The sequence below is a fragment of the Bradyrhizobium diversitatis genome, assembly GCF_016031635.1.
GTDB classification, from domain to species: Bacteria; Pseudomonadota; Alphaproteobacteria; order Rhizobiales; family Xanthobacteraceae; genus Bradyrhizobium; species Bradyrhizobium diversitatis.
Genome location: NZ_JACEGD010000012.1, coordinates 1 through 22,764 on the forward strand (window position 1 = coordinate 1; position 22,764 = coordinate 22,764).

At 65.2% G+C, this 22,764-nt stretch carries 21 protein-coding genes; 10 read left to right on the plus strand and 11 right to left on the minus strand.

Features of this window, described 5'->3' with window-relative positions; genetic code table 11:
* Positions 1–397 precede the first annotated feature (397 nt).
* Both H1B27_RS14055 and H1B27_RS14060 read right to left on the minus strand, forming a co-directional pair.
* Complete coding sequence (locus H1B27_RS14055; protein ID WP_061879636.1) at positions 398–1,495, minus strand: quinone-dependent dihydroorotate dehydrogenase; 1,098 nt, start codon at positions 1,493–1,495, stop codon at positions 398–400.
* On the minus strand, positions 1,492–1,836 hold the full coding sequence (locus tag H1B27_RS14060; RefSeq protein ID WP_061879635.1) for a DUF952 domain-containing protein: 345 nt from the start codon (positions 1,834–1,836) through the stop codon (positions 1,492–1,494). The genes H1B27_RS14055 and H1B27_RS14060 overlap by 4 nt, the downstream gene beginning before the upstream one ends.
* Positions 1,837–2,111: 275 nt before the next feature.
* On the opposite strand from H1B27_RS14060, the gene H1B27_RS14065 reads away from it, so the two are divergent.
* Positions 2,112–2,768 carry a S24 family peptidase gene (locus H1B27_RS14065; RefSeq protein ID WP_061879634.1) on the plus strand — a complete coding sequence of 219 codons (657 nt, stop codon included), beginning with the start codon at positions 2,112–2,114 and terminating at the stop codon, positions 2,766–2,768.
* Positions 2,769–2,907: 139 nt separating this feature from the next.
* Positions 2,908–3,660 carry a carbonic anhydrase gene (locus tag H1B27_RS14070; protein ID WP_061879633.1) on the plus strand — a complete coding sequence of 251 codons (753 nt, stop codon included), beginning with the start codon at positions 2,908–2,910 and terminating at the stop codon, positions 3,658–3,660.
* A gap of 176 nt (positions 3,661–3,836) precedes the next feature.
* On the opposite strand, the gene H1B27_RS14075 is transcribed toward H1B27_RS14070, so the two are convergent.
* The 5 genes from H1B27_RS14075 to H1B27_RS14095 all read right to left on the minus strand — a co-directional run bounded on the left by H1B27_RS14075 (position 3,837) and on the right by H1B27_RS14095 (position 8,218).
* Positions 3,837–5,477 (minus strand): lysine--tRNA ligase, encoded by a 1,641-nt coding sequence (locus H1B27_RS14075; protein WP_197966458.1) that lies wholly within the window; start codon positions 5,475–5,477, stop codon positions 3,837–3,839.
* A gap of 149 nt (positions 5,478–5,626) precedes the next feature.
* Complete coding sequence (locus tag H1B27_RS14080; protein ID WP_197966459.1) at positions 5,627–6,562, minus strand: ABC transporter substrate-binding protein; 936 nt, start codon at positions 6,560–6,562, stop codon at positions 5,627–5,629.
* Positions 6,563–6,776: 214 nt separating this feature from the next.
* A complete protein-coding gene (locus H1B27_RS14085) occupies positions 6,777–7,367 on the minus strand; it encodes an SCO family protein (protein ID WP_197966460.1) in 591 nt (196 codons plus the stop codon).
* Positions 7,368–7,391: 24 nt separating this feature from the next.
* On the minus strand, positions 7,392–7,586 hold the full coding sequence (locus H1B27_RS14090) for a hypothetical protein (RefSeq protein WP_197966461.1): 195 nt from the start codon (positions 7,584–7,586) through the stop codon (positions 7,392–7,394).
* Positions 7,587–7,696: 110 nt separating this feature from the next.
* Positions 7,697–8,218, minus strand: a complete 522-nt coding sequence (locus H1B27_RS14095) for a hypothetical protein (RefSeq protein ID WP_061879628.1) — start codon at positions 8,216–8,218, stop codon at positions 7,697–7,699.
* 263 nt (positions 8,219–8,481) lie between these two features.
* Between H1B27_RS14095 and H1B27_RS14100 the strand changes: the two genes are divergently transcribed.
* The 7 genes from H1B27_RS14100 (at position 8,482) to H1B27_RS14130 (ending at position 16,263) form a co-directional block, all read left to right on the plus strand.
* On the plus strand, positions 8,482–10,140 hold the full coding sequence (locus tag H1B27_RS14100) for an FAD-binding dehydrogenase (RefSeq protein ID WP_197966462.1): 1,659 nt from the start codon (positions 8,482–8,484) through the stop codon (positions 10,138–10,140).
* 3 nt (positions 10,141–10,143) lie between these two features.
* Complete coding sequence (locus tag H1B27_RS14105) at positions 10,144–11,061, plus strand: CE1 family esterase (RefSeq protein WP_156505055.1); 918 nt, start codon at positions 10,144–10,146, stop codon at positions 11,059–11,061.
* Positions 11,062–11,184: 123 nt separating this feature from the next.
* Entirely contained in the window at positions 11,185–11,535 is a 351-nt protein-coding gene (locus tag H1B27_RS14110; protein ID WP_027575148.1) for a RidA family protein, read from the plus strand.
* A 112-nt stretch (positions 11,536–11,647) separates the two neighbouring features.
* Complete coding sequence (locus tag H1B27_RS14115) at positions 11,648–12,013, plus strand: nuclear transport factor 2 family protein (protein WP_061879625.1); 366 nt, start codon at positions 11,648–11,650, stop codon at positions 12,011–12,013.
* Between the two features lie 255 nt (positions 12,014–12,268).
* Positions 12,269–14,857 carry a ligase-associated DNA damage response DEXH box helicase gene (locus H1B27_RS14120; RefSeq protein WP_197966463.1) on the plus strand — a complete coding sequence of 863 codons (2,589 nt, stop codon included), beginning with the start codon at positions 12,269–12,271 and terminating at the stop codon, positions 14,855–14,857.
* 158 nt (positions 14,858–15,015) lie between these two features.
* Positions 15,016–15,714: a ligase-associated DNA damage response endonuclease PdeM gene (pdeM, locus tag H1B27_RS14125; RefSeq protein ID WP_197966464.1), complete on the plus strand. Its 699-nt coding sequence runs from the start codon at positions 15,016–15,018 to the stop codon at positions 15,712–15,714.
* Between the two features lie 117 nt (positions 15,715–15,831).
* Positions 15,832–16,263: a hypothetical protein gene (locus H1B27_RS14130; RefSeq protein WP_061879623.1), complete on the plus strand. Its 432-nt coding sequence runs from the start codon at positions 15,832–15,834 to the stop codon at positions 16,261–16,263.
* A gap of 61 nt (positions 16,264–16,324) precedes the next feature.
* On the opposite strand, the gene H1B27_RS14135 is transcribed toward H1B27_RS14130, so the two are convergent.
* A complete protein-coding gene (locus H1B27_RS14135; RefSeq protein ID WP_197966465.1) occupies positions 16,325–17,080 on the minus strand; it encodes a DUF2865 domain-containing protein in 756 nt (251 codons plus the stop codon).
* 247 nt (positions 17,081–17,327) lie between these two features.
* Entirely contained in the window at positions 17,328–17,891 is a 564-nt protein-coding gene (gene pyrE / locus H1B27_RS14140; protein WP_197966466.1) for an orotate phosphoribosyltransferase, read from the minus strand.
* A 172-nt stretch (positions 17,892–18,063) separates the two neighbouring features.
* Between pyrE and H1B27_RS14145 the strand changes: the two genes are divergently transcribed.
* A complete protein-coding gene (locus H1B27_RS14145; RefSeq protein ID WP_197966467.1) occupies positions 18,064–18,690 on the plus strand; it encodes a glutathione S-transferase family protein in 627 nt (208 codons plus the stop codon).
* 151 nt (positions 18,691–18,841) lie between these two features.
* Here the strand turns inward: H1B27_RS14145 and H1B27_RS14150 are convergent, their stop codons facing one another.
* Positions 18,842–19,477 (minus strand): LysE family translocator, encoded by a 636-nt coding sequence (locus tag H1B27_RS14150; RefSeq protein WP_197966468.1) that lies wholly within the window; start codon positions 19,475–19,477, stop codon positions 18,842–18,844.
* Between the two features lie 142 nt (positions 19,478–19,619).
* Positions 19,620–22,667: a DNA polymerase I gene (gene polA, locus H1B27_RS14155; RefSeq protein ID WP_197966469.1), complete on the minus strand. Its 3,048-nt coding sequence runs from the start codon at positions 22,665–22,667 to the stop codon at positions 19,620–19,622.
* Between the last annotated feature and the right edge of the window lie 97 nt (positions 22,668–22,764).

Here is a 22,764-nt window from a genome sequence, read left to right on the forward strand (position 1 = left end):
CCGTCGATCCAGTCCCAATCGACCTTGCCGGCAAGCTGAACCAGCTCGTGCTTCATATTGATGATCTGGTCCAGCCTGGCCCGGAACAGATCGCCCGATTCCGTCGTCCTGTGCTTCTTCGGTCGCATCGCCACCTCCGATGCGACGACGGAATCATGACTGGCGATTCGACGGAATCCTGAAAATGAAATTGCAAGGTTCCGATGCCCCAAGCATCAAAACCCTGCAATCGCAAAACAGCCCACAAAGACAAATGCGATTCTAGCTCAATCGCTTAGCCGCTCTTCACGGACGACTCCGCAAGGACGGTGAGAGTTGGACGCGCGGAGAGTCCCCCTCACCCGGAATTTGCTTCGCAAATTCCGGCCTCTCCCCGCAAGCGGGGAGAGGCGAAGAGCTACATCCCCGGCCAGTCTTCCGCCGTCAGCGTCGCCGCGTCGGCGCCGACGATCTCGGCCAGCGAGTCCCGCCCCGTGCGGAGCAGCGTCGAGGTCAGGTCGCGCTTGATCTCGTCGACGAGGCCGAGACCCTTGTAGACCAGCGACGAATAGAGCTGGATCAGGCTGGCGCCGGCGCGGATCTTCGTCAGCGCGGCGCCGCCCGAGTCCACGCCGCCGACGCCGATCAGCGGGAACGCACCCTCGACGCGCACATAGGTTTCCGCGACCATGCGCGTCGACAGCCGGAACAGCGGTCGGCCGGACAGGCCGCCTTGCTCCTTCGCCCGCACCTGCTCGCGCAACGTGCTTGGCCGTGCGATCGTGGTGTTCGACACGATCATGCCGTCGACTCGGCGCGAACGCGCGACCTGCACGATGTCGTCGAGCTGGGCAAGGCTCAGATCCGGTGCGATCTTGAGCAGCACCGGCGTGTCGCCCGCCTTCTGGCGCACCCGCTCGCGGGCGTCGATCACGTGTGCGAGGAGATCGTCGAGCAGCGCGCCTTCCTGAAGGTTGCGCAGGCCCGGCGTGTTCGGCGAGGAGACGTTGACGGTGAAATAGCTCGCCACCGGCGCAAAGGTCTCGATCAGCTTGACGTAGTCGGCGACACGGTCCGGCGAATCCTTGTTGGCGCCGACATTGACGCCGACGATGCCGCCGTGCTGCGCACGCGCTGCAAGCCGGCGCAGAGCCGCCTCCGCACCGTCATTGTTGAAGCCCATCCGGTTGATGATCGCCTCGTCGCGCTCGAGCCGGAACAGCCGCGGCCGCGGATTGCCTTCTTGCGGCTTCGGCGTCACCGAGCCGATCTCGACGAAGCCGAAGCCGAGTCGCAGCAGTGCGTCCGGAACCTCGGCGCTCTTGTCGAAGCCCGCGGCCATGCCGATCGGATTGGGAAAGTTCAGCCCGAAGGCGCGCACCGCGAGCTTGGGATCATCGGCACGCGGCTTGGCCGGCGGCAGGAAGCGCAGGCCCTGGATCGCGAGGCGATGCGCATCCTCGGGATCGAGCCAGCGCAGCACCGGCAGAGAAAAGGCGTCGAACGCGCGGATCACGGCAGCAGCTCCGGAACATCGTGACCGCCGTCGGAGCGTATGTTGAGGTTGATCACCGCGATCACCGCGCCGACATCGAGCTCGCCATAGAGATGCGGAAACAGCTCGTCGTTGCGCGAGCGCTCCCAGCGCAGCTCGCTGCCGAGCACGTCGCCATCGACCTCGACCAGGAACAGCGCACGCTGCCCGAAATAGTGCTTGCGCAGGGTCTCGGGAACCTGGGCAGCGGTCGAAAAATGGATGAATCCGTCGCGCGCGTCATCCGCGCTGCCCCGGTAGACACCCTGCCGTTCCGCCTCGCGCCAGGCCGAGGCCGGACAGATTTTGTAGATCTTGACCACCGCTTCCGCAGGCCTTGTTTGTTCTTTGAGTTCTTTGGGTTTTTTCGTCTCACGCGGGTCCGCAAAACCCCGGGCGCGACCGTAAAGGCCGTCCCTTCCGAACTCAAGACCTAGAGTCTTTTCCGGTCCGATGAAATCGGAACGGGGCTCTGGATTCTTGTTTTGACGCGTTTTCGTGACGCGAACCGGTACCACGTCGCCACCTCTTGCGCGAAAAACGGAAAACCGGTTGATTTGAGGATAGTTTTCCTGAGTTGCGACGGGCTGGACCTGCCATGGTCAGACAAGCCAAAGCGCAGAGGATACTGACTCACGACCAGATCTGGGCCGCGCTGGATCGGTTGGCGGCGCGCGCCGGGTTGTCGCCGTCCGGGCTTGCCAAGCGTGCCGGGCTCGACCCCACCACCTTCAACAGGTCCAAGCGCATCACCGCCGACGGGCGCGAGCGCTGGCCCTCGACCGAATCGATCGCAAAGGCGCTGGCCGCGGCCGGCGCCTCGATCGACAGCTTTGCGAAGTTGATCGACCATGACGGCGCGGGCGACGGGCGCTCGGTGCCGCTGCTCGGCTTCGCGCAGGCCGGGATGAGCGGCGCCTTCGACGAGGCCGGCCTACCATCCGGCAGGGGCTGGACCGAAATCGCGCTTCCCGCCACTGAGGACGGCCACACCTTTGCGCTGGAGATTTCGGGCAATACGCTTGCACCCGTCTATCGCGACGGCGACATCGTCCTGGTCTCGCCCGGCGCGCAGATCCGCAAAGGCGATCGCGTGGTGGTGAGAAGCAGAGCGGGTGAGGTGACGGTCGCGACGCTGAAGCGCCGCACTGCAAAGGTGCTGGAGCTTCAGCCGCTCGATGGGACACCGGCCGAACGCGCGATGGCGGCGAGCGACGTGGCGTGGATTGCGCGGATCCTGTGGGCGAGCCAGTGATTGCCTTCCGTCGGCATGGTGCCAGGTGCGGTGACACCACCGCGCCGCGGCCCGCAGCGAGCGACCTTGCGACTCACCGCTCCTCTTGCATAGGCTGCAGCCGATATTGTCGATCCAGTTTGTCTTTGGGGGAATAAGGATGAATCGCCGTCACGCATTGAAGGCCTTGGCGGGCCTCGCGCTTTGTCCGCTCTGCAAGCCGGCTTTCGCCGCCGAAGGCACGCATTGGAGTTATGAGGGCGTCGGCGGTCCGGCCAAATGGGGCGATCTCGATGCGGCCAACAAGGCCTGCGCGGTCGGCCTGCAACAATCGCCGATCGACATCGAGGCGACGATCAAGTCGCAATTGCCGGTTCTGAAGCTGAACTGGGGCAAAAGCGCCGACACCATCGTCAACAACGGGCACACGATCCAGCTCAACTTCGCCGAAGGCAGCACGCTCACGCTTGGCGACGTCAAGTACAAGCTGCTTCAGGTGCACTTTCACCGGCCGAGCGAGCACATGATCGGCGGCAAGAATTTTCCGATGGAGGCGCATTTTGTCCATCGCAACGAGGCCGGCGGGCTCGCCGTGGTCGGCGTGCTGATGGCCGAGGGCAGGCCCAACCCGGCCTTCGGCAAGGTCGTGAAGACCATGCCGAAGGCGGAAGGGCCTGCCGTGAAGGCCGACGCGACCATCGATCCTCACGCCATGCTGCCACAGAAGCTCAGCTATTTCCGCTATCCCGGCTCGCTGACGACGCCGCCCTGCTCGGAGGTCGTCGAATGGCTGCTGCTGACCGACCCGATCCAGGTCGCCAGCGCCGACGTCGCCGCCTTCGCAAAGCTCTATCCGATGAACGCGCGCCCGGTGCAGAAGGACAATCGCCGCTACGTGCTGAGGTCGACCTGAGGGGCCGTCCAATCAACGGTGTCGTCCCGGCGAACGCCGGGAGCCATACCGCGTGATCTATCGAAGAGTGGCGGTCTTCGTCCCGACTTAAGCGCAACTACGAATCTTCGCCTGACTTCTCCCTGGGGTTATGGGTCCCGGCGTTCGCCGGGACGACCAGGGAGAATGTCGTAGCCTCACGCGCTCCGCGCCAGCGCGCCGTCGATCATGTTGACGGCATTCTGCACGCCGTACACGGCGACGAAGGAGCCGAAACGCGGGCCTTTCTCCTGGCCGAGCAGAACCTGGTAGAGCATGTTGAACCAGTCGAGCGTGACGCCGGGGCGGCCGTCCTTGCCCTTCTTGACCTGATCGAGGAACGGCTCGCGGCGTCCGACCTCGTAGACGACGTTCTGGATGTCCTCGGCCGAAGCGTCCGGCGCCAACTGCGACAGCGCATCGCGCAGATCCTGGAGCGCGGCGCGCTCGCTGTCTGTCGGCACCCGGAACTGCTTCGTCGGCGCGACGAAGTCACGATAGTAGTTGATGGCGTAGCCGACCATCGCGTCGAGCTTCGGATGCGTCTGCGGGCTCACGCCGGGCCGGTAGCGGCCGATGAAGCCCCACAGCGTCTCGGCGTTCTCCGCGTTCGACGACGACACCAGCGTCAGGAGCAGCTGGAAGGTCACCGGCATATCGCCCTTCGGCGGCTTGCCGTTGTGGATGTGCCAGACCGGATTGCCGAGCTGCTGCTTGCCGTCCTGCTTGGCAAAGCCGTCGAGGAATTGCTGGTAGTCGTCGACGTTGCGCGGAATGACGTCGAAATACAGCCGCTTGGCCGCCTTCGGCTCGCGATACATGAACAGCGACAGCGATTCCGGTGAGGCGTAGCGCAGCCATTCGTCGATGGTGAGGCCGTTACCCTTCGACTTCGAGATCTTCTGGCCCTTCTCGTCGAGGAAGAGCTCGTAGTTGAAACCTTCCGGCGGCGTGGCGCCGAGCGCCCTGGCGATTGCGCCGGACAGCTTCACGGAATCAATCAGGTCCTTGCCGGCCATCTCATAGTCGACGCCGAGCGCGACCCAGCGCATCGCCCAGTCGGCCTTCCACTGGCACTTGACGTTGCCGCCGGCGACCGGCGTTTCGACTTCCTGGTTCGTATCGGGGTCGACATAGGTCACTGTGCCGGCCGCGACGTCGCGCCGGATCATCGGCACCTGCAGCACGATGCCGGTGGTCTGGCTGATCGGCAGGAACGGCGAATAGGTGGCGCGGCGATCGGGCCCCAGCGTCGGCAGGATGATCGCCATGATCTTGTCGTAGGCGGCGAGCATCTTCAGCAGCGTCGCGTCGAAGCGGCCCGACGTGTAGTAGTCGGTCGAGCTCGCGAACTCGTAATCGAAGCCGAAATGGTCGAGGAAGGCGCGAAGCCGCGCATTGTTGTGCGCGCCGAAGCTGTCATGCGTACCGAAGGGGTCAGGCACGCGCGTCAGCGGCTTGCCGAGATTGGCTTCCAGCGGAGCTCTGTTCTGCACGTTGTCAGGCACCTTGCGCAGGCCGTCCATATCGTCGGAGAAAGCGAGCAGGCGGGTCTTGATCTTGTCCTCGGTCAGCACGCGGAAGGCATGGCGCACCATCGAGGTGCGCGCGACCTCGCCGAACGTGCCGATATGCGGCAGGCCCGACGGACCGTAGCCGGTCTCGAACAGCACCTCGTCCTTCGGGCTCTTCTTCAGCCGCGCGACGATGGCCTTCGCCTGCTCGAACGGCCAGGCGTTGGATTGTTCGGCGAGCGCACGCAGGTCGCTCGGGTTCGCGGCAAGATCGATAACGGACATCAGGGGCCTCCGGGCCGCGGAAAATAGCGATTTCCCGGCAGAATGCAAAAATGGTCTTGGTCGTCATTCCGGGGCGATGCGCAGCATCGAACCCGGAATCTCGAGATTCCCGGTTCGCGCGTCGCGCGCCCGGGAATGACGATCGATGGTTAGAAAGGGCTCACCGAGAAATACCGCAGCCACAGATCGGTATAGCGGCCTTTTTCCCAGACGCGGAACATCGCCCAGTTCAGGGCCTGGCGCAGCACGTCGTTGCCCTTGCGCACAGCGATGCCGATGCCTTCGCCGAAGAAGCGGCTCTCGACGAAGGGGCCGCCGGAGAAGGCGCAGCAATCGCCGGAATCCGTGCCGTTGATCCAGAACGCCAGCGAGATGGCGTCGCCGAAGATGAAATCGACCTCGCCCCTGCGCAAAGCCGCGCGCATCGCATCGTCACTGGGATAGGCATGCAGTTCGGCGTCGGTGAACATCGCCTTGAGGTAGGCCTCATGCGCGGAGCCGGCGATGACGCCGACCTTCTTGCCCTCGAGATATTCGGGCCGGATCTCAGGCATTACCGCGTCCTTGCGCGAGGCGAAGCGCGCCGGCACGCGGTAATACGGATCGGTGAAGTCGACGCGGGCGCGAAGCTGCGGGCTCACCGCCATCGAGGCGATGATGGCATCGCCCCGGTTGGAGGTGAGCGCGTCGACCAGCGTCTCGAAGCGGCGCATCTGCACCGTGCAGGTGACCTTGATCTCCTCGCAAAGCGCACGGGCGAAATCGACGTTGAAGCCGGCCGGGTTGCCGTCTGCGCCAGTGTAGTTGAACGGCGGATAGTCGGTCTCGGTCAGGAAGCGGATCACTGTCAGGCGCGACAGGTCCGGCCGCTCCGGTCGCCGGCGCGGGTCCCAGAAGCTGGGCACGGCCTGCGGGGCTGCCTGAGGCACGACCTGCGGCGTGGCCTGAGGGGCCGCCGGGGGCCGCTTGGCGGGCGCCTGGGCATTCGCGGCCGGTAGGCCGATGAGCAGGCACGCGCCGACGGCCAGCCCCGTCAGCAAGCTACGGGCAGATTTAGACGATTTCGCCTGTTGCGATGGAGCCATCGGCCGGAGATGAACGAATTTCGTTGGGATCGGAGGGCCTTATAGACCATCCCGCCGGGAACGCGAGCGCGGAATGTGGCTGGGTGAAGGTCCCTCGGCCGTCATGCCCGGGCTTGTCCCGGGCATCCACGTACTTTGCCGTCGCGCCCAACGTGGATGGCCGGATCAAGCCCGGCCATGACGGTGTGGAAGCAGTTGGGCCCGAACGCAGCCTTCAAAGATACTTCTTCAAATCCGCCGCCGCCTCTTCCGGCGTCCGCTTCAAATTGAACGGCGAGACGAAGCGGCCGTCGCGGTCCATCAGATAGATCAGCGCGGTGTGGTCCATGGTGTAGTCGCCGTCCTTGGTCGGGACCTTCTTGGCATAGACCCGGTAGGAGGTGACGACCTTGGCGGTCTCGGCGGGGTCACCGGACAAGCCCTGGAGGTGCGGATCGAAGCTCGACAGGTAGTCCTTCATCGTCGCCGGCGTATCACGCTCGGGATCGACCGAGATGAAGATGGCATTGACCTTGTCGGCATCCTTGCCCATCACGCGCAGCACTTCCGAGATCTCGAACAGCGAGGTCGGGCAGACGTCGGGGCAATGGGTGTAGCCGAAGAAGATCAGGGTCGGCTTGCCCTTCAGGCTCTTGTCGGTGACGGCCTTGCCGTTCTGGTCGGTCAGCTGGAACGGGCCGCCGATCGCGGCCGGCTGCGCCACCTTGCTGACCCCGCCCATCGCCCAGAACATGATCAGGAGCCCGACAATGAGGCTTGCGGCGAAGGCGGTCGCGATCACCAGCGGTCGGGTGGCGGAACTCATGGGCGGAAAACTTCCTGTCGCAGGTCAGAAGCAGGCGGCAAGGCCGGTCCTGATCATTTCGAAGAACACCTGGCTGCCATAGTGGAACCAGAGCGCCAGTGCGCCGATCATGACGAGACTGCCGATTGCCGCGCCAGCCCACAGCAGCACGGATGGCATCCGGCCGGCAGTGGGCGAATTGTCCGATAGCCGATGCGCTGGATGCAGTGGTTGAGCCATGACAACGATCGGGACGACGGTCCCGGTTCCCAGGCTTTCAGATAGGCGTTGTGCCGCCTGCGGGCAAGCCGCCGCCGGCGGTGCAAAAGGGTCCCGTCAGGCTGCGAATATCAGTGAAGGATCTGACCCCGAGCGGATTCGAGCTGCTCGGTTTTTGGGAGCGACCGGCGCGACGGCCTGGCCGTCGAGGCCTGCGCGTCCAGGTAGCAGGGCTTGTACATGGCCTCGAGCTGCTTGCCCCTCAGGAAGAGCATGCGTGGGGTAAGCCCGCCGCGCTGGCCGATCCAGCGCTTCACCTGCGAGGGATACATCGCATAGAGCATCTGGGTTGCTTCGGGATTGGTGATGGCGCGGCCGTTGGAGCCGAAATCCCAGGCGGCGTGGAAGCCGAGCGTCGCATGCGAGGTCACGCAGATCCGGTCGTGCGGGATTGCGCCGAGGACGATGGTGCAGGCGGAGGCGCAGAGGCCGTCGATGATGACCGTCTCGCCCGATTGCCTGAGGTCCTGGTATTTGTCGACGTAGGTTCCAATCCGGCCGCCGCGGTCATCCGCGATCCGAACCACCGCGTGAGAAGCCCCCATGCCCGCGATCAGGACAACCGCCGCAAGCAATCCCGTCAGAAACTTCATTGTCCCCGCCCCAGCGAATTCGAATCTGCGTGTCAGGTGGTGATGCACAGCTAGCGTCTGTCGTAACCAAGGTTTTGTCTAGGCAGCCCGGCGCGATCAAAACAAATTCAAATCCAGTGTTGCGTCCGCGCTGCACTCGGCCGGTCTCTATCCCAAAGCGGAACAAGTTAATGAGGACTTACGCGCCGCACCCTTGATCTCAGTTGCAACCGCTGGCTTCAATCCCGGGCAACTACAGGGGGGAACTCATGGAGGGGACATGCATGGCTGAGGAAACGGACGTCATCGTCGTCGGCGCGGGACTGTCGGGCCTCGTTGCCGCCACCGAGATCGCCGACGCGGGCAAGCGCGTGATCGTCGTGGACCAGGAAGGCGAGCAATCGCTCGGCGGGCAGGCGTTCTGGTCGTTCGGCGGATTGTTCCTGGTCGATTCGCCGGAGCAGCGCCGGCTCGGCATCAAGGACTTCTTCGACTTGGCCATGCAGGACTGGCTCGGCACCGCTGGCTTCGACCGCGACGAGGATTTCTGGCCGCGAAAATGGGCCGAGGCCTATGTGGCGTTCGCGGCCGGCGAGAAGCGGGGCTGGCTGCGCGCGATGGGCCATCGCATCTTCCCCGTGGTCGGCTGGGCCGAACGCGGCGGCTATGACGCGATGGGCCACGGCAATTCGGTACCGCGATTCCATGTCACCTGGGGCACTGGCCCCGGCATCGTCGAGCCGTTCGAGCGCCGCGCGCGCGAGGCTGCCAAGGGCGGCCGGCTGAGCTTCAGGTTCCGCCATCGTGTCGATGCGCTCTCGATCACCAATGGCACCGTGGATGGCGTCAGCGGCGCCGTCCTTGCGCCCGACACGATCGAGCGCGGCAAGAGCTCCTCCCGCAACGTCGTCGGCGAGTTTGCACTGAAGGCGCAGGCCGTGATCGTCGCCTCAGGCGGCATCGGCGGCAATCATGAGCTGGTGCGGCAGAACTGGCCGAACCGGTTGGGTGAGCCGCCGAAATTCATGATCTCCGGCGTGCCCGAGCATGTCGACGGCCGCATGATCGGCATCACGGAAACGACCGGCGCGCGGCTGATCAATCGCGACCGGATGTGGCACTATGTCGAGGGCATCCAGAATTGGAATCCGATCTGGCCGCGCCACGGTATCCGCATCCTGCCCGGGCCGTCCTCGATGTGGTTCGACGCCACGGGCACGCGGCTGCCGGTGCCGCTGTTCCCGGGCTCCGACACGCTCGGCCAGCTCAAATACATCATGTCCACGGGGTATGATTATTCCTGGTTCATCCTGACCCAGAGCATCATCAAGAAGGAGTTCGCGCTGTCGGGCTCGGAGCAGAACCCCGACCTGACCGGCAAGAGCTGGCGCATGACCTTGCGCCGTGCCACCAACAAGGGCGCGCCGGCGCCGGTGGAGGCGTTCAAGAGCCATGGTATCGACTTCATCGTCCGCGACAAGCTCGATGACCTCGTTGCGGCCATGAACAAGCTCGCCGGCAGCGATCTCCTGAGGCTCGAGCACATCAAGATGCAGATCGAGGCGCGCGACCGCGAGATCGCCAATCCCTACGTCAAGGACGCGCAGGTCATGAACATCCACAATGCGCGCCGCTACATCGGCGACAAGTTGATCCGCACCGCCTCCCCGCACCGCATCCTCGATCCCGCGCATGGGCCGCTGATCGCGGTGAAGCTCAACATCCTCACCCGCAAGACGCTGGGCGGCTTCGAAACCGATCTCGACTCCCGCGTGTTCGGGGAGGAGGGCCGCGTCATTCCCGGCCTCTACGCCGTCGGCGAGGCCGCCGGCTTCGGCGGTGGCGGCATGCATGGCTACCGCTCGCTGGAGGGCACTTTTCTTGGCGGCTGCCTGTTCTCGGGCCGCAATGCGGGCCGTGCCGCCGCCAAGGCGGTGGGTTAGATCATGCTGCGATGGATGCGCATCGCGGCGCTGGCCGCTTCATTGGCGGCAGCTTCATCTGCATCCGCCGTTACGATCGACGTCAACGGTGTGAAGCGGTCCTACACCGCGCAACTGCCGGCCAAGAGGCCTGCACCGCTCGTAATCGTGCTGCATGGCAAGACCCAGCGCGGTGCCGACATGATCACGCGGACGGCCTGGCCGCAGGTTGCAAAGCGCGAGGGCCTGGCCGTGGTCTTTCCGGACGGGCTCAACAATGCGTGGGCGGACGCGCGAACGAAGGCCGGGCCCGCCCTGCGTGGACCGCCGGCGGGGACCGATGACGTCGCCTTCATCGCAAAGCTCGTCGAGAAGCTGGTGGCCGACGGCACGGCCGATGCAAGGCACGTCTTCATCGCGGGCATCTCCAATGGCGGCGCCATGGCGATGACCATGGCCTGTGCGCGCGCCGATTTGTTTGCGGCAGCTGCGAGTGTGATCATGAATCTCACCGACGAGGCCGCCGTCACGTGCCATCCGTCGCGGCCGGTCCCGATGCTGCTCATGAACGGCACCGCCGACCTGCTGGTCCCCTACGGCGGTGGACACGGAACGAGCTATTTTGCCGCAGACGGATTCTGGTCGACCGACGAGACGCTGGCGTTCTGGCGCAGGCTCAATGGCTGCGAGACCGACGACGCCGAGACGACTGATTTGCCGGACAGGGCGCCCGCAGACCATTCCACGGTCACGCGGATCTCCTCACGCTGTCCCCGGGGGCACGACGTCGTGCTCTATCGTGTCAACCATGGCGGCCATCGCGTGCCCGGATTTTCTCCGGATGCCCGCTTCCCGAAGGTCGCCGCCGGCCTGCTGGGGCCGCAGAACGCTGACATCGACGCTGCCGAGACGATCTGGACGTTCTTCAGCCGGTTTCCGTAAAGCAACGCTTGCATCGGCGGCGACCCATCCGCCGCATGCGTGCCCGGCCACGCATGCGTGCCCGGGGTGGCAGAGCGCGAGGTGCTGGGCTAGACAGGGCCGCCATTCCACCAGGAGATCCCAATGAGCATTCAGCGTTTTGAAACCGGTCCGCGCATGAGCCAGGTCGTCGTGCACGGCAACACCGTCTATCTCGCCGGCGTCGTCGCGAACAAGGCGGCCGGCGAAAGCGTGACGAAGCAGACCCAGGACATCCTGGCGACCATCGACGGCCACCTCGCCAAGGCCGGCACCGACAAGTCGAAGCTGCTGTCGGCAACGATCTACATCACCGACATGAAGACCTTCGGCGAGATGAACGCGGTGTGGGACGCCTGGGTGTCGCCCGGCAACACCCCGGCGCGCGCCACCGTCGAAGCCAAGCTGGCTGCCCCGCAATACACCGTCGAGATCATGGTGACGGCGGCGAAGTAATTTTGCGAAAACCTCACGCGCGTTGATGACCTCCGAGGTAATCGATCAACGCGCGTGAACCTTCGATAGTCGCGGTCAGCCGGACAACACGGCGCCATCGAAGGAGAGCAGCATGACCGACCCCGTCACCATCGCCCACCGCTACATCGAACTCTGGAACGAGCGCACGGCCGGCCGGCGCCGCGAGTTGCTCAGCGAAGACTGGACGACGGATGCGCGCTATGTCGATCCCTTGATGAAGGGCGACGGCCGGGACGGCATCGAGGCGCTGATCGCGGGTGTGCAGCAGCGCTTTCCCGATTTCAGATTCAAGCTGATTGGCGAGCCCGACGGCTATGGCGATCACATCCGCTTTTCGTGGGGACTTGGTCCCGATGGCGCCGACAGCCCGATCAAGGGCACCGATTTTGCCGTGCTGAAGGACGGCCGCATCAGAAGCGTGACCGGATTTCTGGACCAAGTTCCGGCTGGGGCGTGAGACCTCGTGCCCTTCTCGCCACAGGCGGATGGGGAATTGCATTCGGACTTTCACAGGAGGTCGTCATGCCCGGGCTTGTCCCGGGCATCCACGTTCTTCGTGCTGTGTGCAAGGCGTGGATGGCCGGGACAAGCCCGGCCATGACGATGTGGAGACCAGCGTGCCTCAAATGGACAGCGCATCTACGATTGCCCTGCCGCGGGCGGGGAGGGCTACCCCTCGACGAAGCCACCCCTACGGCTTACCTGTCATGCCGTGCCGCCCCGTATCCTCCAAACATCGGCCGAGCCGGCCGCGCTGCTGCCGGATCGCTTCCAGGCGTGGTTCGCAGCCCGCGGCTGGTCGCCGCGTGCGCATCAGCTGGCGCTGCTGGAGAAGGCGCGCGAGGACCGCTCGGCGCTCCTGATTGCGCCGACCGGCGCCGGCAAGACCCTCGCCGGATTTCTGCCGACGCTGGTGGAGCTGTCGGCGCAGTCGGTCAAACGAGACGCGGGCTCGAAAAACAACCTCGTCTCCACCGGCCGCAGCGTGCAGCGCGCCGGCGGCCTGCACACCCTCTACATCTCGCCGCTCAAGGCGCTTGCCGTCGACATCGCGCGCAATCTGGAGCGGCCGATCGCGGAGATGGCGCTGCCGATCAAGGTCGAGACCCGCACCGGCGACACGCCGGTGTCGCGGCGGCAGCGGCAGCGGCGCTATCCGCCGGACGTGTTGCTGACGACGCCCGAGCAGCTCGCACTGCTGCTCTCCTCCGACGACGCGCCGTTCCTGTTTTCCTCCCTGAAGCGCATTGTGCTCGACGAGCTGCATGCGCTGGTGACGTCCAAGCGCGGAGATCTGCTCTCGCTCGGGCTGGCACGGCTCTGGCGCCTTGCGCCGCAGATGCGCGCGATCGGCCTGTCGGCGACCGTGGCCGAGCCGGATCAGCTCGCGCGCTTCCTGGTGCCGCAGCCCGACGGCAAGGAAGCCGCCGCCGACATCGTCGTCGCCGGCGGTGCCGCGCCGCCCGTGGTCGAGATGCTCGATACGCGCGAGCGGCTGCCCTGGGCCGGCCACAGCGCGCGGCACGCGCTCCCTGAAATCTACGAGCTGATCAAGGCGAACAAGACCACGTTGGTCTTCGTCAACACCCGCAGCCAGGCGGAAATGCTGTTCCAGAATCTCTGGAGCATGAACGACGACGGCCTTGCCATCGCGCTGCATCACGGTTCGCTCGACGTCGCCCAGCGCCGCAAGGTCGAGGACGCCATGTCGGCGGGCAGACTGCGCGGCGTGGTCTGCACCTCCTCGCTCGACCTCGGGGTCGACTGGGGCGATGTCGATCTCGTCGTCAATATCGGGGCGCCCAAGGGCTCCTCGCGCCTGATGCAGCGCATCGGCCGCGCCAATCACCGACTCGACGAAGCCTCGCGGGCGGTACTGGTGCCGGCCAACCGCTTCGAGGTGCTGGAGTGCCGCGTCGCCATCGATGCCATTGCGGAGAACGCGCAGGACACGCCGCCCTTGCGCACGGGCGCCCTCGACGTGCTGGCTCAGCATGTGCTGGGCTGTGCCTGCGGGGAGCCGTTCCTTAGCGATGATCTGTATGCCGAAGTGCGCACCGCCGCGCCCTACGCCGACCTGTCGCGGCAGGATTTCGACGATGTCGTCGATTTCGTCGCCTCCGGCGGTTACGCGTTGAAGACCTATGAGCGCTTCGCCCGCATCAAGCAGGACAAGGAGGGGCGCTGGCGCGTCGCCAATCCAAAGGTGCGGCAGAGCTACCGCATGAATGTCGGCACCATCGTCGAGGACGACATGCTGAAGGTGCGGCTGGTGCGCTCGCGCGGCGGCGGCCAGGGAAAGGCAGGCGGCTCGACCGGGGTGATCGCGCGCGGTGGCCGGCTGCTCGGCGAGATCGAGGAAGCCTTCATCGAGGGCCTCAGCCCCGGCGATACCTTCGTGTTCTCAGGCGAGGTGGTGCGCTACGAGGCCCTGGTCGAGGACCAGGTCTATGTCTCGCGCGCGCACGACAAGGACCCGAAGGTGCCGTCCTATATGGGCGGCAAGTTTCCGCTCTCGACCTATCTCGCCGAGCGCGTGCGCCGGCTGCTCGACGACGGCCGCGCATGGGGCGGCTTGCCGGAGCAGGTGCGCGACTGGCTGTCGCTGCAGAAGGACGTCTCGCGCGTGCCGGCGGTGCGCGAGCTCCTGGTCGAGAGCTTCCCACGCGCCAACAAGCATTATCTGGTCTGCTATCCCTTCGAGGGGCGTCTCGCGCATCAGACCCTCGGCATGCTGCTGACGCGCCGGCTGGAGCGCGCCCGCGCGCGGCCGCTCGGCTTCGTCGCCAACGAATATGCCGTGGCGATCTGGGCGCTCGGCGATCTCTCCTTCATGATCCGGGACGGCCGGATTGACCTCGACGCGCTGTTCGACCCTGATATGCTCGGCGACGACCTCGAGGCTTGGCTCGCCGAATCCGCGCTGATGAAGCGCACGTTCCGCAACTGCGCCATCATCTCCGGCCTGATCGCGCGCCGCCACACCGGCGAAGAGAAGAGCCGCCGTCAGGTGCTGTTCTCGACCGACCTCGTCTACGACGTGCTGCGCAAGCACCAGGCCGACCACGTGCTGCTGCGCGCCGCGCGTGCCGATGCCGCCACCGGCCTGCTCGACCTGCGCCGTCTCGGCGACATGCTGGCCCGAATCCACGGCCGCATCACGCACTGGGAACTCGACCGCGTCTCCCCGCTGGCAGTTCCCGTAATGCTGGAAATCGGCCGCGAGTCAGTCTATGGCGAAGCTGCAGACGAGCTCCTGGCCGAAGCGGCCGACGAACTCGTCAAAGAGGCGATGTCGTAGACTGCTGTAGCGATGTTTTTTGGGGGCTCAATTCTCTCCACGTCATGCCCGGGCTTGTTCCGGGCATCCACGTCCTTGTCTCTGCGGCAAGAACGTGGATGGCCGGGCCTTCGCCGCGCCGAAGCCGCTTCGGCCGCGCAGGCGGGACAAGCCCGGCCATGACGGAGAATCTGGCGGTATCGATAACTTCGACGCGGCACGTTGACGTCGCAGGCATCGCGCTGCACGCCGATCTCTCCGGCGCGCTGTTCTGGGAAGAGCATCGCCTGCTCGTCGTCTCCGACCTGCATCTGGAAAAGGGTTCGAGTTTCGCTATGCGCGGCGTGCTGCTGCCGCCTTACGATACCTTCGCGACGCTCGGCCGGCTCGCCGCCGTCATCGCCCGCCATGATCCGCGGATCGTCGTCGCGCTCGGTGACAGCTTTCATGACCGCACCGCGCATGAGCGCCTGTCGCCCGACGATCGCAATGCCGTCGCGGCGCTCCAGGGCGGCCGCGACTGGATCTGGATCTCAGGCAATCACGATCCCATGCTGCCGCGCGATCTCGGCGGCACCGTCGCGGACGAGGTCACGATCGGCCCGATCACCTTCCGCCACGAGCCGACCGGCGCAAGTGGCGAGATCGCCGGCCATCTGCATCCGAAGGCGCGCGTCTCCGCGCGCGGTCGCTCGATGGAGCGCCGCTGTTTTGCCAGTGACGGGATGCGTGCCGTGATGCCCGCCTTCGGCGCCTATGCCGGCGGCCTCAGCATCCGCGACGCTGCCTTCGCCAGGATCTTTCCGAAGAACGGCTTCGTCGCCCATCTGCTCGGCGACCGTCGGGTCCATGCCATCGCGGCCTCGCGCTGCTATTGAGACGTCGTCGCGCCTCGGAACAAATTAAGAACACTTTAGCAAGTCTTTGATATATCATTGTGATTCGGTGCTTTGCCGACACAATATCTAGCGTCTGTCCGACTTTGCGAGGACTACATGTCCACCGTTGCCTTCGACCAATTTGCCCTTACCCGGATCGCCGATTTCGCGCGCTCGCTGTCACGGCTGCACCAGGCGGCCCGGCGCTATGCCGTCGATGACGACCAGTTCGATCGCGAATTCAACGCGGTGTGCCAGTCGATCTGGGGCTACACCATAGACGACATCAGCGACGATCTGTTCTCGACCGAGGATCATCAGTTTCTCGACACGTTGGACGAGGCTCATGCGCGCATCTTCGCGGCCGAGCAGGGTTACGACCTTGTCGACGAAGCGGGCATGCTGACCGATTGGTGGGGCTTTTGCTGGATGATCTTGGCCGAGAAGCGCGGCCTCTTGACGCCGGAAAACCGCGCCGCCGCGCGCGCGGCGATCGAGGAGAAATATCTGGCAGCGCCGAACGTGATCGGGGTGATTATCGGGAGGTGACGGCCGTGCCCCGGACAAAGCGCAGCGCGCCACGCGATGCGCCGCCGTCCGGGACACGAGATCAATCCAGCCCCGCGCGCTTGGCGGGCTTGGCGGCCGTTTTCGGCACCGTCACGTCAGGCAGCACCTCGCGCACGATCTCGGCAGGGGCCGGAGCGTCCGTCGACACCGTCTCTGCCCGCACCGGCGCCACTTTCATCTCGCCGAGGCGCGCGCGGACCTGGGCGGTGAGGCCGGGATAGGAGGCAACCGGGGTGAAGTCCGCAGCCTGGTCATTGCCGACGCGGATGCCGGTATAGGCGACGAGGCCGTCGGTGGTGGCGATCACGTCGCCGGCCTTCAGCGACGAATCCAGCGCAAGATCGACCGGGGCGAGGCCGACCGGATCGCGGCCGTTGCAGGTACAGTCGGCGCGCAGCGCCTTGCGATAGGCGAACGCGTTCTCGCTGTCGGCGTAGCGCTCGCCGGTCTGCGAATAGGCACCGTCGATGCTGGATCCAAAATAGATCTTTGTGGCGGTGGCGGGACAGAAGGCCTGACACATCTGCGCTGGTGAGACCATGCCTCGCATCAGCGGGAAATACTTGCCATCGCAGCTGCGCACGCAGAAAGCCGGGCCTGAGCCACCGGCTGCGGCCGAGCGTGTCGGCGGCACATATTGCGGATTCTGCTGGCCTGTGAAGGGATCGGAGGAGGAGTTCGGCTGCTGTGGTTGCGGCCGCTGCATTCCGCCGAACAGGAAGTCGAACAGGCCTTCGGCCGAAACCGGGGCCGGGGCCGCAAGCATGGGAACCGCAACCATGACGGCTGCGAGCATTGCGCGACGCTGCGTATGGGACAACTTTGTACGCACAGCTCACTCCACCCGACGCTACGGAACCGGTCAGGACCGTTCGAGGTCTCCAGCACACGATTCACCGTAATCCGCGATGGTAAATGAGCGGTTGCGTGGCGGCGGTTTCAAGACGAGGCGGTGATCTCTTTATGGCCGCGCGCAGCTTTCACGGACGGCGTTGCTCCCGGGGCACGCTCTGGCATGCCGACGGAGAATCTATCGTCCTCTCTTACGCCTTCAGGAACTCCGACGCCTTGTACAGCGAGCGGAACGGCAGGCCGACCGCACCGAAGGTGTCGGTGGCGCCTTCCTCGCGGTCGACCATGGTGAGCACCAGCACCACATTGGCGCCGGCCTCGCGCACCGATTCCACCGCCTTCATCGCCGAACCGCCCGTGGTGGTGACGTCCTCGACGATCACGACGCGCTTGCCCGCCAGCGTCTCGCCCTTGGGCAGGCCTTCGATCGCGAGCTTGGCGCCGTGTTCTTTCGGCTTCTTGCGCACGAAGAAGGCCGCGATCGGATGGCCCTTGATCCAGGAGATCTGAGCCAGCGCGCCGGCGAGCGGCACGGCGCCCATCTCGAGCCCACCGATGAAGTCGAGCTGATCGTCCTTGAGCGCCTCATAGGTCAGCTCGGCGAGCAGCGTCGCGCCTTCAGGGTCGAGCATGGTCGGCTTGAGGTTGAAATAGAAATCGCTCTTGCGGCCCGACGCGAGCGTCACCTCGCCGCGGCCGAATGAGCGCCGGCGGATGATTTCGAACAGGCGGGCGCGGGAGGCAGATTTCGACACGGCGGTCCCTCGAACAGCGTCTTTGGTGGAGGCGGAATTTATCCGGCACAGTCGCGACATTCCAGAGGGGGCGTCTCCCGTCAACAGGGATCGGCCATCCCGGACCGCCGGTTGTGGGGGCGCAACCTTCTGGAGTAGGTGAGGGGGCAAGCCTCCTGGGGAAGGAAACGGAATGACCATCGAGCTTTACACCTGGAACACGCCGAACGGCCGCAAGATCTCGGTCGCGCTGGAGGAGATGGGACTGCCCTACAAGGTGATCCCGGTGAACATCACCAAGGGCGAGCAGATGGCCCCCGAGTTCCTCAAGCTCTCCCCCAATAACAAGATTCCCGCGATCGTCGATCCCGAGGGGCCCGACGGCAAGCCCGTCAGCATCTTCGAATCAGGCGCGATCCTGCTTTATCTCGGCGAAAAGACCGGCAAATTCCTGCCGAAATCGCTGAGCGAGCGGATTCCCGTCTACGAATGGCTGATGTGGCAGATGGGCGGCTTCGGCCCGATGCCGGGCCAGGTGCACCATTTCATCGCGCTGGAGAATGAGCAGGAGCGCGCTTACGGCCTGAAGCGCTTCATGGCGGAGACGCGCCGGCTCTACGGCGTGCTGGACCGGCGGCTCGAGGGGCGCGACTTCGTCGCCGGCGAGCTCTCGATTGCCGATTTTGCCATCCTGGGCTGGGCCTGGCGCCACCCTCGCCACAAGGTTGATCTGGCCGACTTCCCCAACGTCAAGCGCTGGTACGAGGCGCTGATGGCGCGCCCGGCGGTGAAGCGCGGGATGGAAGCCAAGCTGGATTGAGGTTTCTTTTTCTCCCTCTCCCCGTTCTTACGGGGAGAGGGTTGGGGTGAGGGGCATCTCTCGGCGTGTGAGATCGATGTGAGACCTGTACCCCCTCACCCGGATCGCAGGAGCGATCCGACCTCTCCCCGCAAGCGGGGAGAGGTGAAAATCACACCTTCTTCGCTTCCACCGCCATCCGCACCGCGAGTCCGGCCAGCACCGTACCCATCAGCCAGCGCTGCACCAGCATCCAGCTCGGCCGGTTGGCCAGGAACAGTGCGATCGATCCCGCCGCGAGCGCGATCATCGCATTCACGCTGACGCTGATCGCGATCTGGATCGCTCCTAACGCCACCGACTGCGCCAGCACGCTGCCGGCGGCGGGATCGATGAACTGCGGCAGCAGCGCCAGATACAGCATCGCGATCTTCGGGTTGAGCAGATTGGTGACGAAGCCCATCGCGAACAATTTGCGTGGGCTGTCGACCGCGAGCTTCCTCACCTGGAACGGCGAGCGCCCGCCCGGCTTCACCGCCTGCCAGGCGAGCCACAGCAGATATCCGGCGCCGGCAAAGCGCAGCGCGTCATAGGCGAATGGAATGGCGAGCAAGAGCGCCGTGATGCCGAACGCTGCGCACAGCATGTAGAATACGAAGCCGAGCGCCACGCCGCCGAGCGAGACGATGCCGGCCGCCGGCCCCTGCGTGATCGAGCGCGAGATCAGATAGATCATGTTCGGTCCCGGCGTGAGCACGAGGCCAAGGCTGACCAGGGCAAAGCCGAGCAGGGCGGAGGCATGGGGCATGGATGAACCGGTGCGGGAGATGAACTGGTTCTACTATGCGAGTCCGTGCCGGACCATCGCGCAATTGCTCGGAGGACAATTGAGTATCTCGCCGCGCATTCGGTACGCTCCCTCGCCCCGTTCTTACGGGGAGAGGAAGAGATCAATGCGCCTCGTCCCAATTGTTCGCGGCGCGCGCGTCCACATGCAGCGGCACCGAGAGCAGCACGGCCGGGAACGGCGCGTCCTGCATCACGTGCTGCACGACGGGAAGCGTCGCCTCGACCTCGGCGTCCGGCACCTCGAAGATCAATTCGTCATGCACCTGGAGCAGCATCTGCGCCGACAGCTTCTTTTCGGCCAGCGCGTCCTCCACGCGCGTCATGGCGCGCCGGATGATGTCGGCGGCGGTGCCCTGAAGCCGCGCGTTGATCGCGGCGCGCTCGTTGAAGGCGCGCACCGAGGCGTTGGAGGCCTTGATGTCGGGGTAATGGCACTTGCGGCCAAACAGCGTGGTGACGTAGCCGTGGCTGCGGCAGAAATCGCGCGTCTCGTCCATATAGGCGCGGATGCCGGGGAAGCGCTCGAAATACTTCTTGATGTAGGCGGAGGCCTCTTCGCGCGCGATGCCGAGCTGGTTGGCGAGGCCGAACGCCGAGATGCCGTAGATGATGCCGAAATTGATCGCCTTGGCGCGGCGGCGGATCTCGCTCGGCATGCCCTTGATCGGCACGCCGAACATTTCCGATGCCGTCATGGCGTGAATGTCGAGGCCGTCGCGGAACGCCTGCTTCAGCACGGGGATGTCGGCGATCTCGGCGAGCAGCCGCAGCTCGATCTGCGAATAGTCGGCCGAAACCAGCTTGTGTCCCGGCGCGGCGATGAAGGCACGGCGGATCTTGCGGCCATCCTCGGTGCGCACCGGAATGTTCTGAAGGTTCGGCTCGTTGGACGATAGCCGCCCCGTCGTCGTCGCGGCCAAGGCATAGGTCGTGTGCACGCGATGGGTCTGCGGGTTGACATAGGTCGGCAGCGCGTCGGTGTAGGTTGATTTCAGCTTGGAGACCTGGCGCCACTCCAAAATCTTCTTTGGGAAGTCGTGACCCTGCTCGGCGAGCTCGTCCAGCACCTGTGCGGTGGTCGACCACGCTCCGGTCTTCGTCTTGGTGCCGCCGGGCAGTCCCATCTTGCCGAACAGGATGTCGCCGATCTGCTTGGGGCTGCCGACATTGACCGGCTCGCCGGCGATCTCCTGGATTTCTGCCTCGACGCGCGCCGCGGTCTGGGCAAAGTCGCCGGAGAGCCGTGACAGGACCTGGCGGTCGATCGAGATGCCGCGCCGCTCCATGCGGGCGAGCACGGAGACCAGCGGCCGCTCCAGGGTCTCATAGACGGCGCTCATGTGCTCGGCGACCAGGCGCGGCTTCAGCACGCGCCAGACGCGCAAGGCGACGTCGGCGCCTTCGGCCGACAGTGGCGCGGCCTTGTCGACCGGCACCTGGTCGAAGGTGATCTTGCCCTTGCCGCTGCCGAGCAGCTCGCTTTCCTTCAGCATGGCATGGCCGAACCAGCGCTCGGACAACGATTCCAGCGCCTGCGAGCCGCGGCCGGCGTCGAGCACGTAGGAGATCAAGAGCGCATCGTCGATGTTGCGCAGGGTGATGCCGTGCTGCGCCAGCATTACGGCGCTGAATTTGACGTCGAAGCCGATCTTGAGGATGCCTGACGATTCCAGCACCGGCCGCAGCGCCTCGATCGCTTCCGCATGCTTGACCTGATCCGGCGCGAGGCCCGCGTCGAACAGGCCGGCGCCGCCGCCGGACTGCTTGTGCGCCAGCGGCACGTAGCAGGCCTCGTTCGGCGCCAGTGCCAGCGCGATGCCGCAGAGATCGGCCTGCATCGGATCGATCGAGTTCGCTCTCGTCTCGATCGCGACATGGCCGGCATCATGGATGCGCGCGATGAACGCGTTGAGCTCCTTAGGCGTCTTGATGGTCTGGTATTTGCTGCGATCGACCGGAAGCTTGCGCAGCGCCTCTTCGCGCGCGGCGGCGAGCGAGATGGGCGCACCCTTCGGGCTCGCAGCCTTGTCCTCCTTGCCGGCCGACTTGTTGGGTTTGCCCGGCGCGGCTTGCGCCGGCGTGCCGGTTCCCGGTGTGGGCACGACGTCCGAGGGCGGCAGCGTCGTGAATACGCTGGCGCCGCTGGCATAGCCCGGGTCGGCATCGACATTGGCGGGATCGATCTGCGAATATTCGGCGACACGTCGCGTCAGCGTCGTGAACTCCATCGCCTTCAAGAAGGCGATCAGCTTGCGCGCGTCGGGCTCGTGGACGGCGAGATCGTCCAGCGGAACCTCCAGGTCGACCTTGTCGTCGAGCAGCACGAGCTGCCGCGAGATGCGCGCCTTCTCGGCGTTCTCAAGCAGCGCCTCGCGCCGCTTGGGCTGCTTGATCTCGCCGGCGCGGAACAACAATTGGTCGAGATCGCCATATTCGGTGATCAGCTGTGCGGCGGTCTTGATGCCGATGCCGGGCACGCCGGGCACGTTGTCGGTGGAATCGCCGGCCAAAGCCTGCACCTCGACCACCTTCTCCGGCGGCACGCCGAACTTCTCGATCACCTCCGGGATGCCGATGCGGCGATCCTTCATGGTGTCGTACATGGTGACGCAGTCGGTCACGAGCTGCATCAGATCCTTGTCGGAGGACACGATGGTGGCGCTGGCGCCGCGCTCGCAGGCCTGTCGCACATAGGTCGCAATGAGATCGTCGGCCTCGAAGCCGGTCTGTTCCAGGCACGGCAGGTCAAAGGCACGCACGGCCTCGCGGATCAGTGCGAATTGCGGGATCAGGTCGTCAGGCGCCGGCGGCCGGTGCGCCTTGTAGTCCGGATAGATCTTGTTGCGGAAGGTGATCTCCGATTTGTCGAAGATGATCGCCAGATGCGTCGGCCGGTTGTCCTCGGGCATCTCGCGCAAGAGCTTCCACAGCATGTTGCAGAAGCCGAGCACGGCATTGACCTGCAGCCCGTCGGACTTGCGGTTCAGCGGCGGCAGTGCGTGATAGGCGCGGAAGATGTAGGAGGAACCGTCGACCAGGAACACATGATCGCCCTTGCCGGCCGCCTTCGCAGCAACCGGTTTGGCAGCAGCTGTCGCAGCTTGTTTGGTATCGGCTTTGGCGGAATTCTTCGGGAAGGTTTTTGGCATGGCCGCAATGTATGAATTTTTGCGGTAAAAGACAGCCTCGACAGACGGCAATTTTGCCGACTCGCACAGGCAATTCATGGCCTCGCAAAGGCGTGGG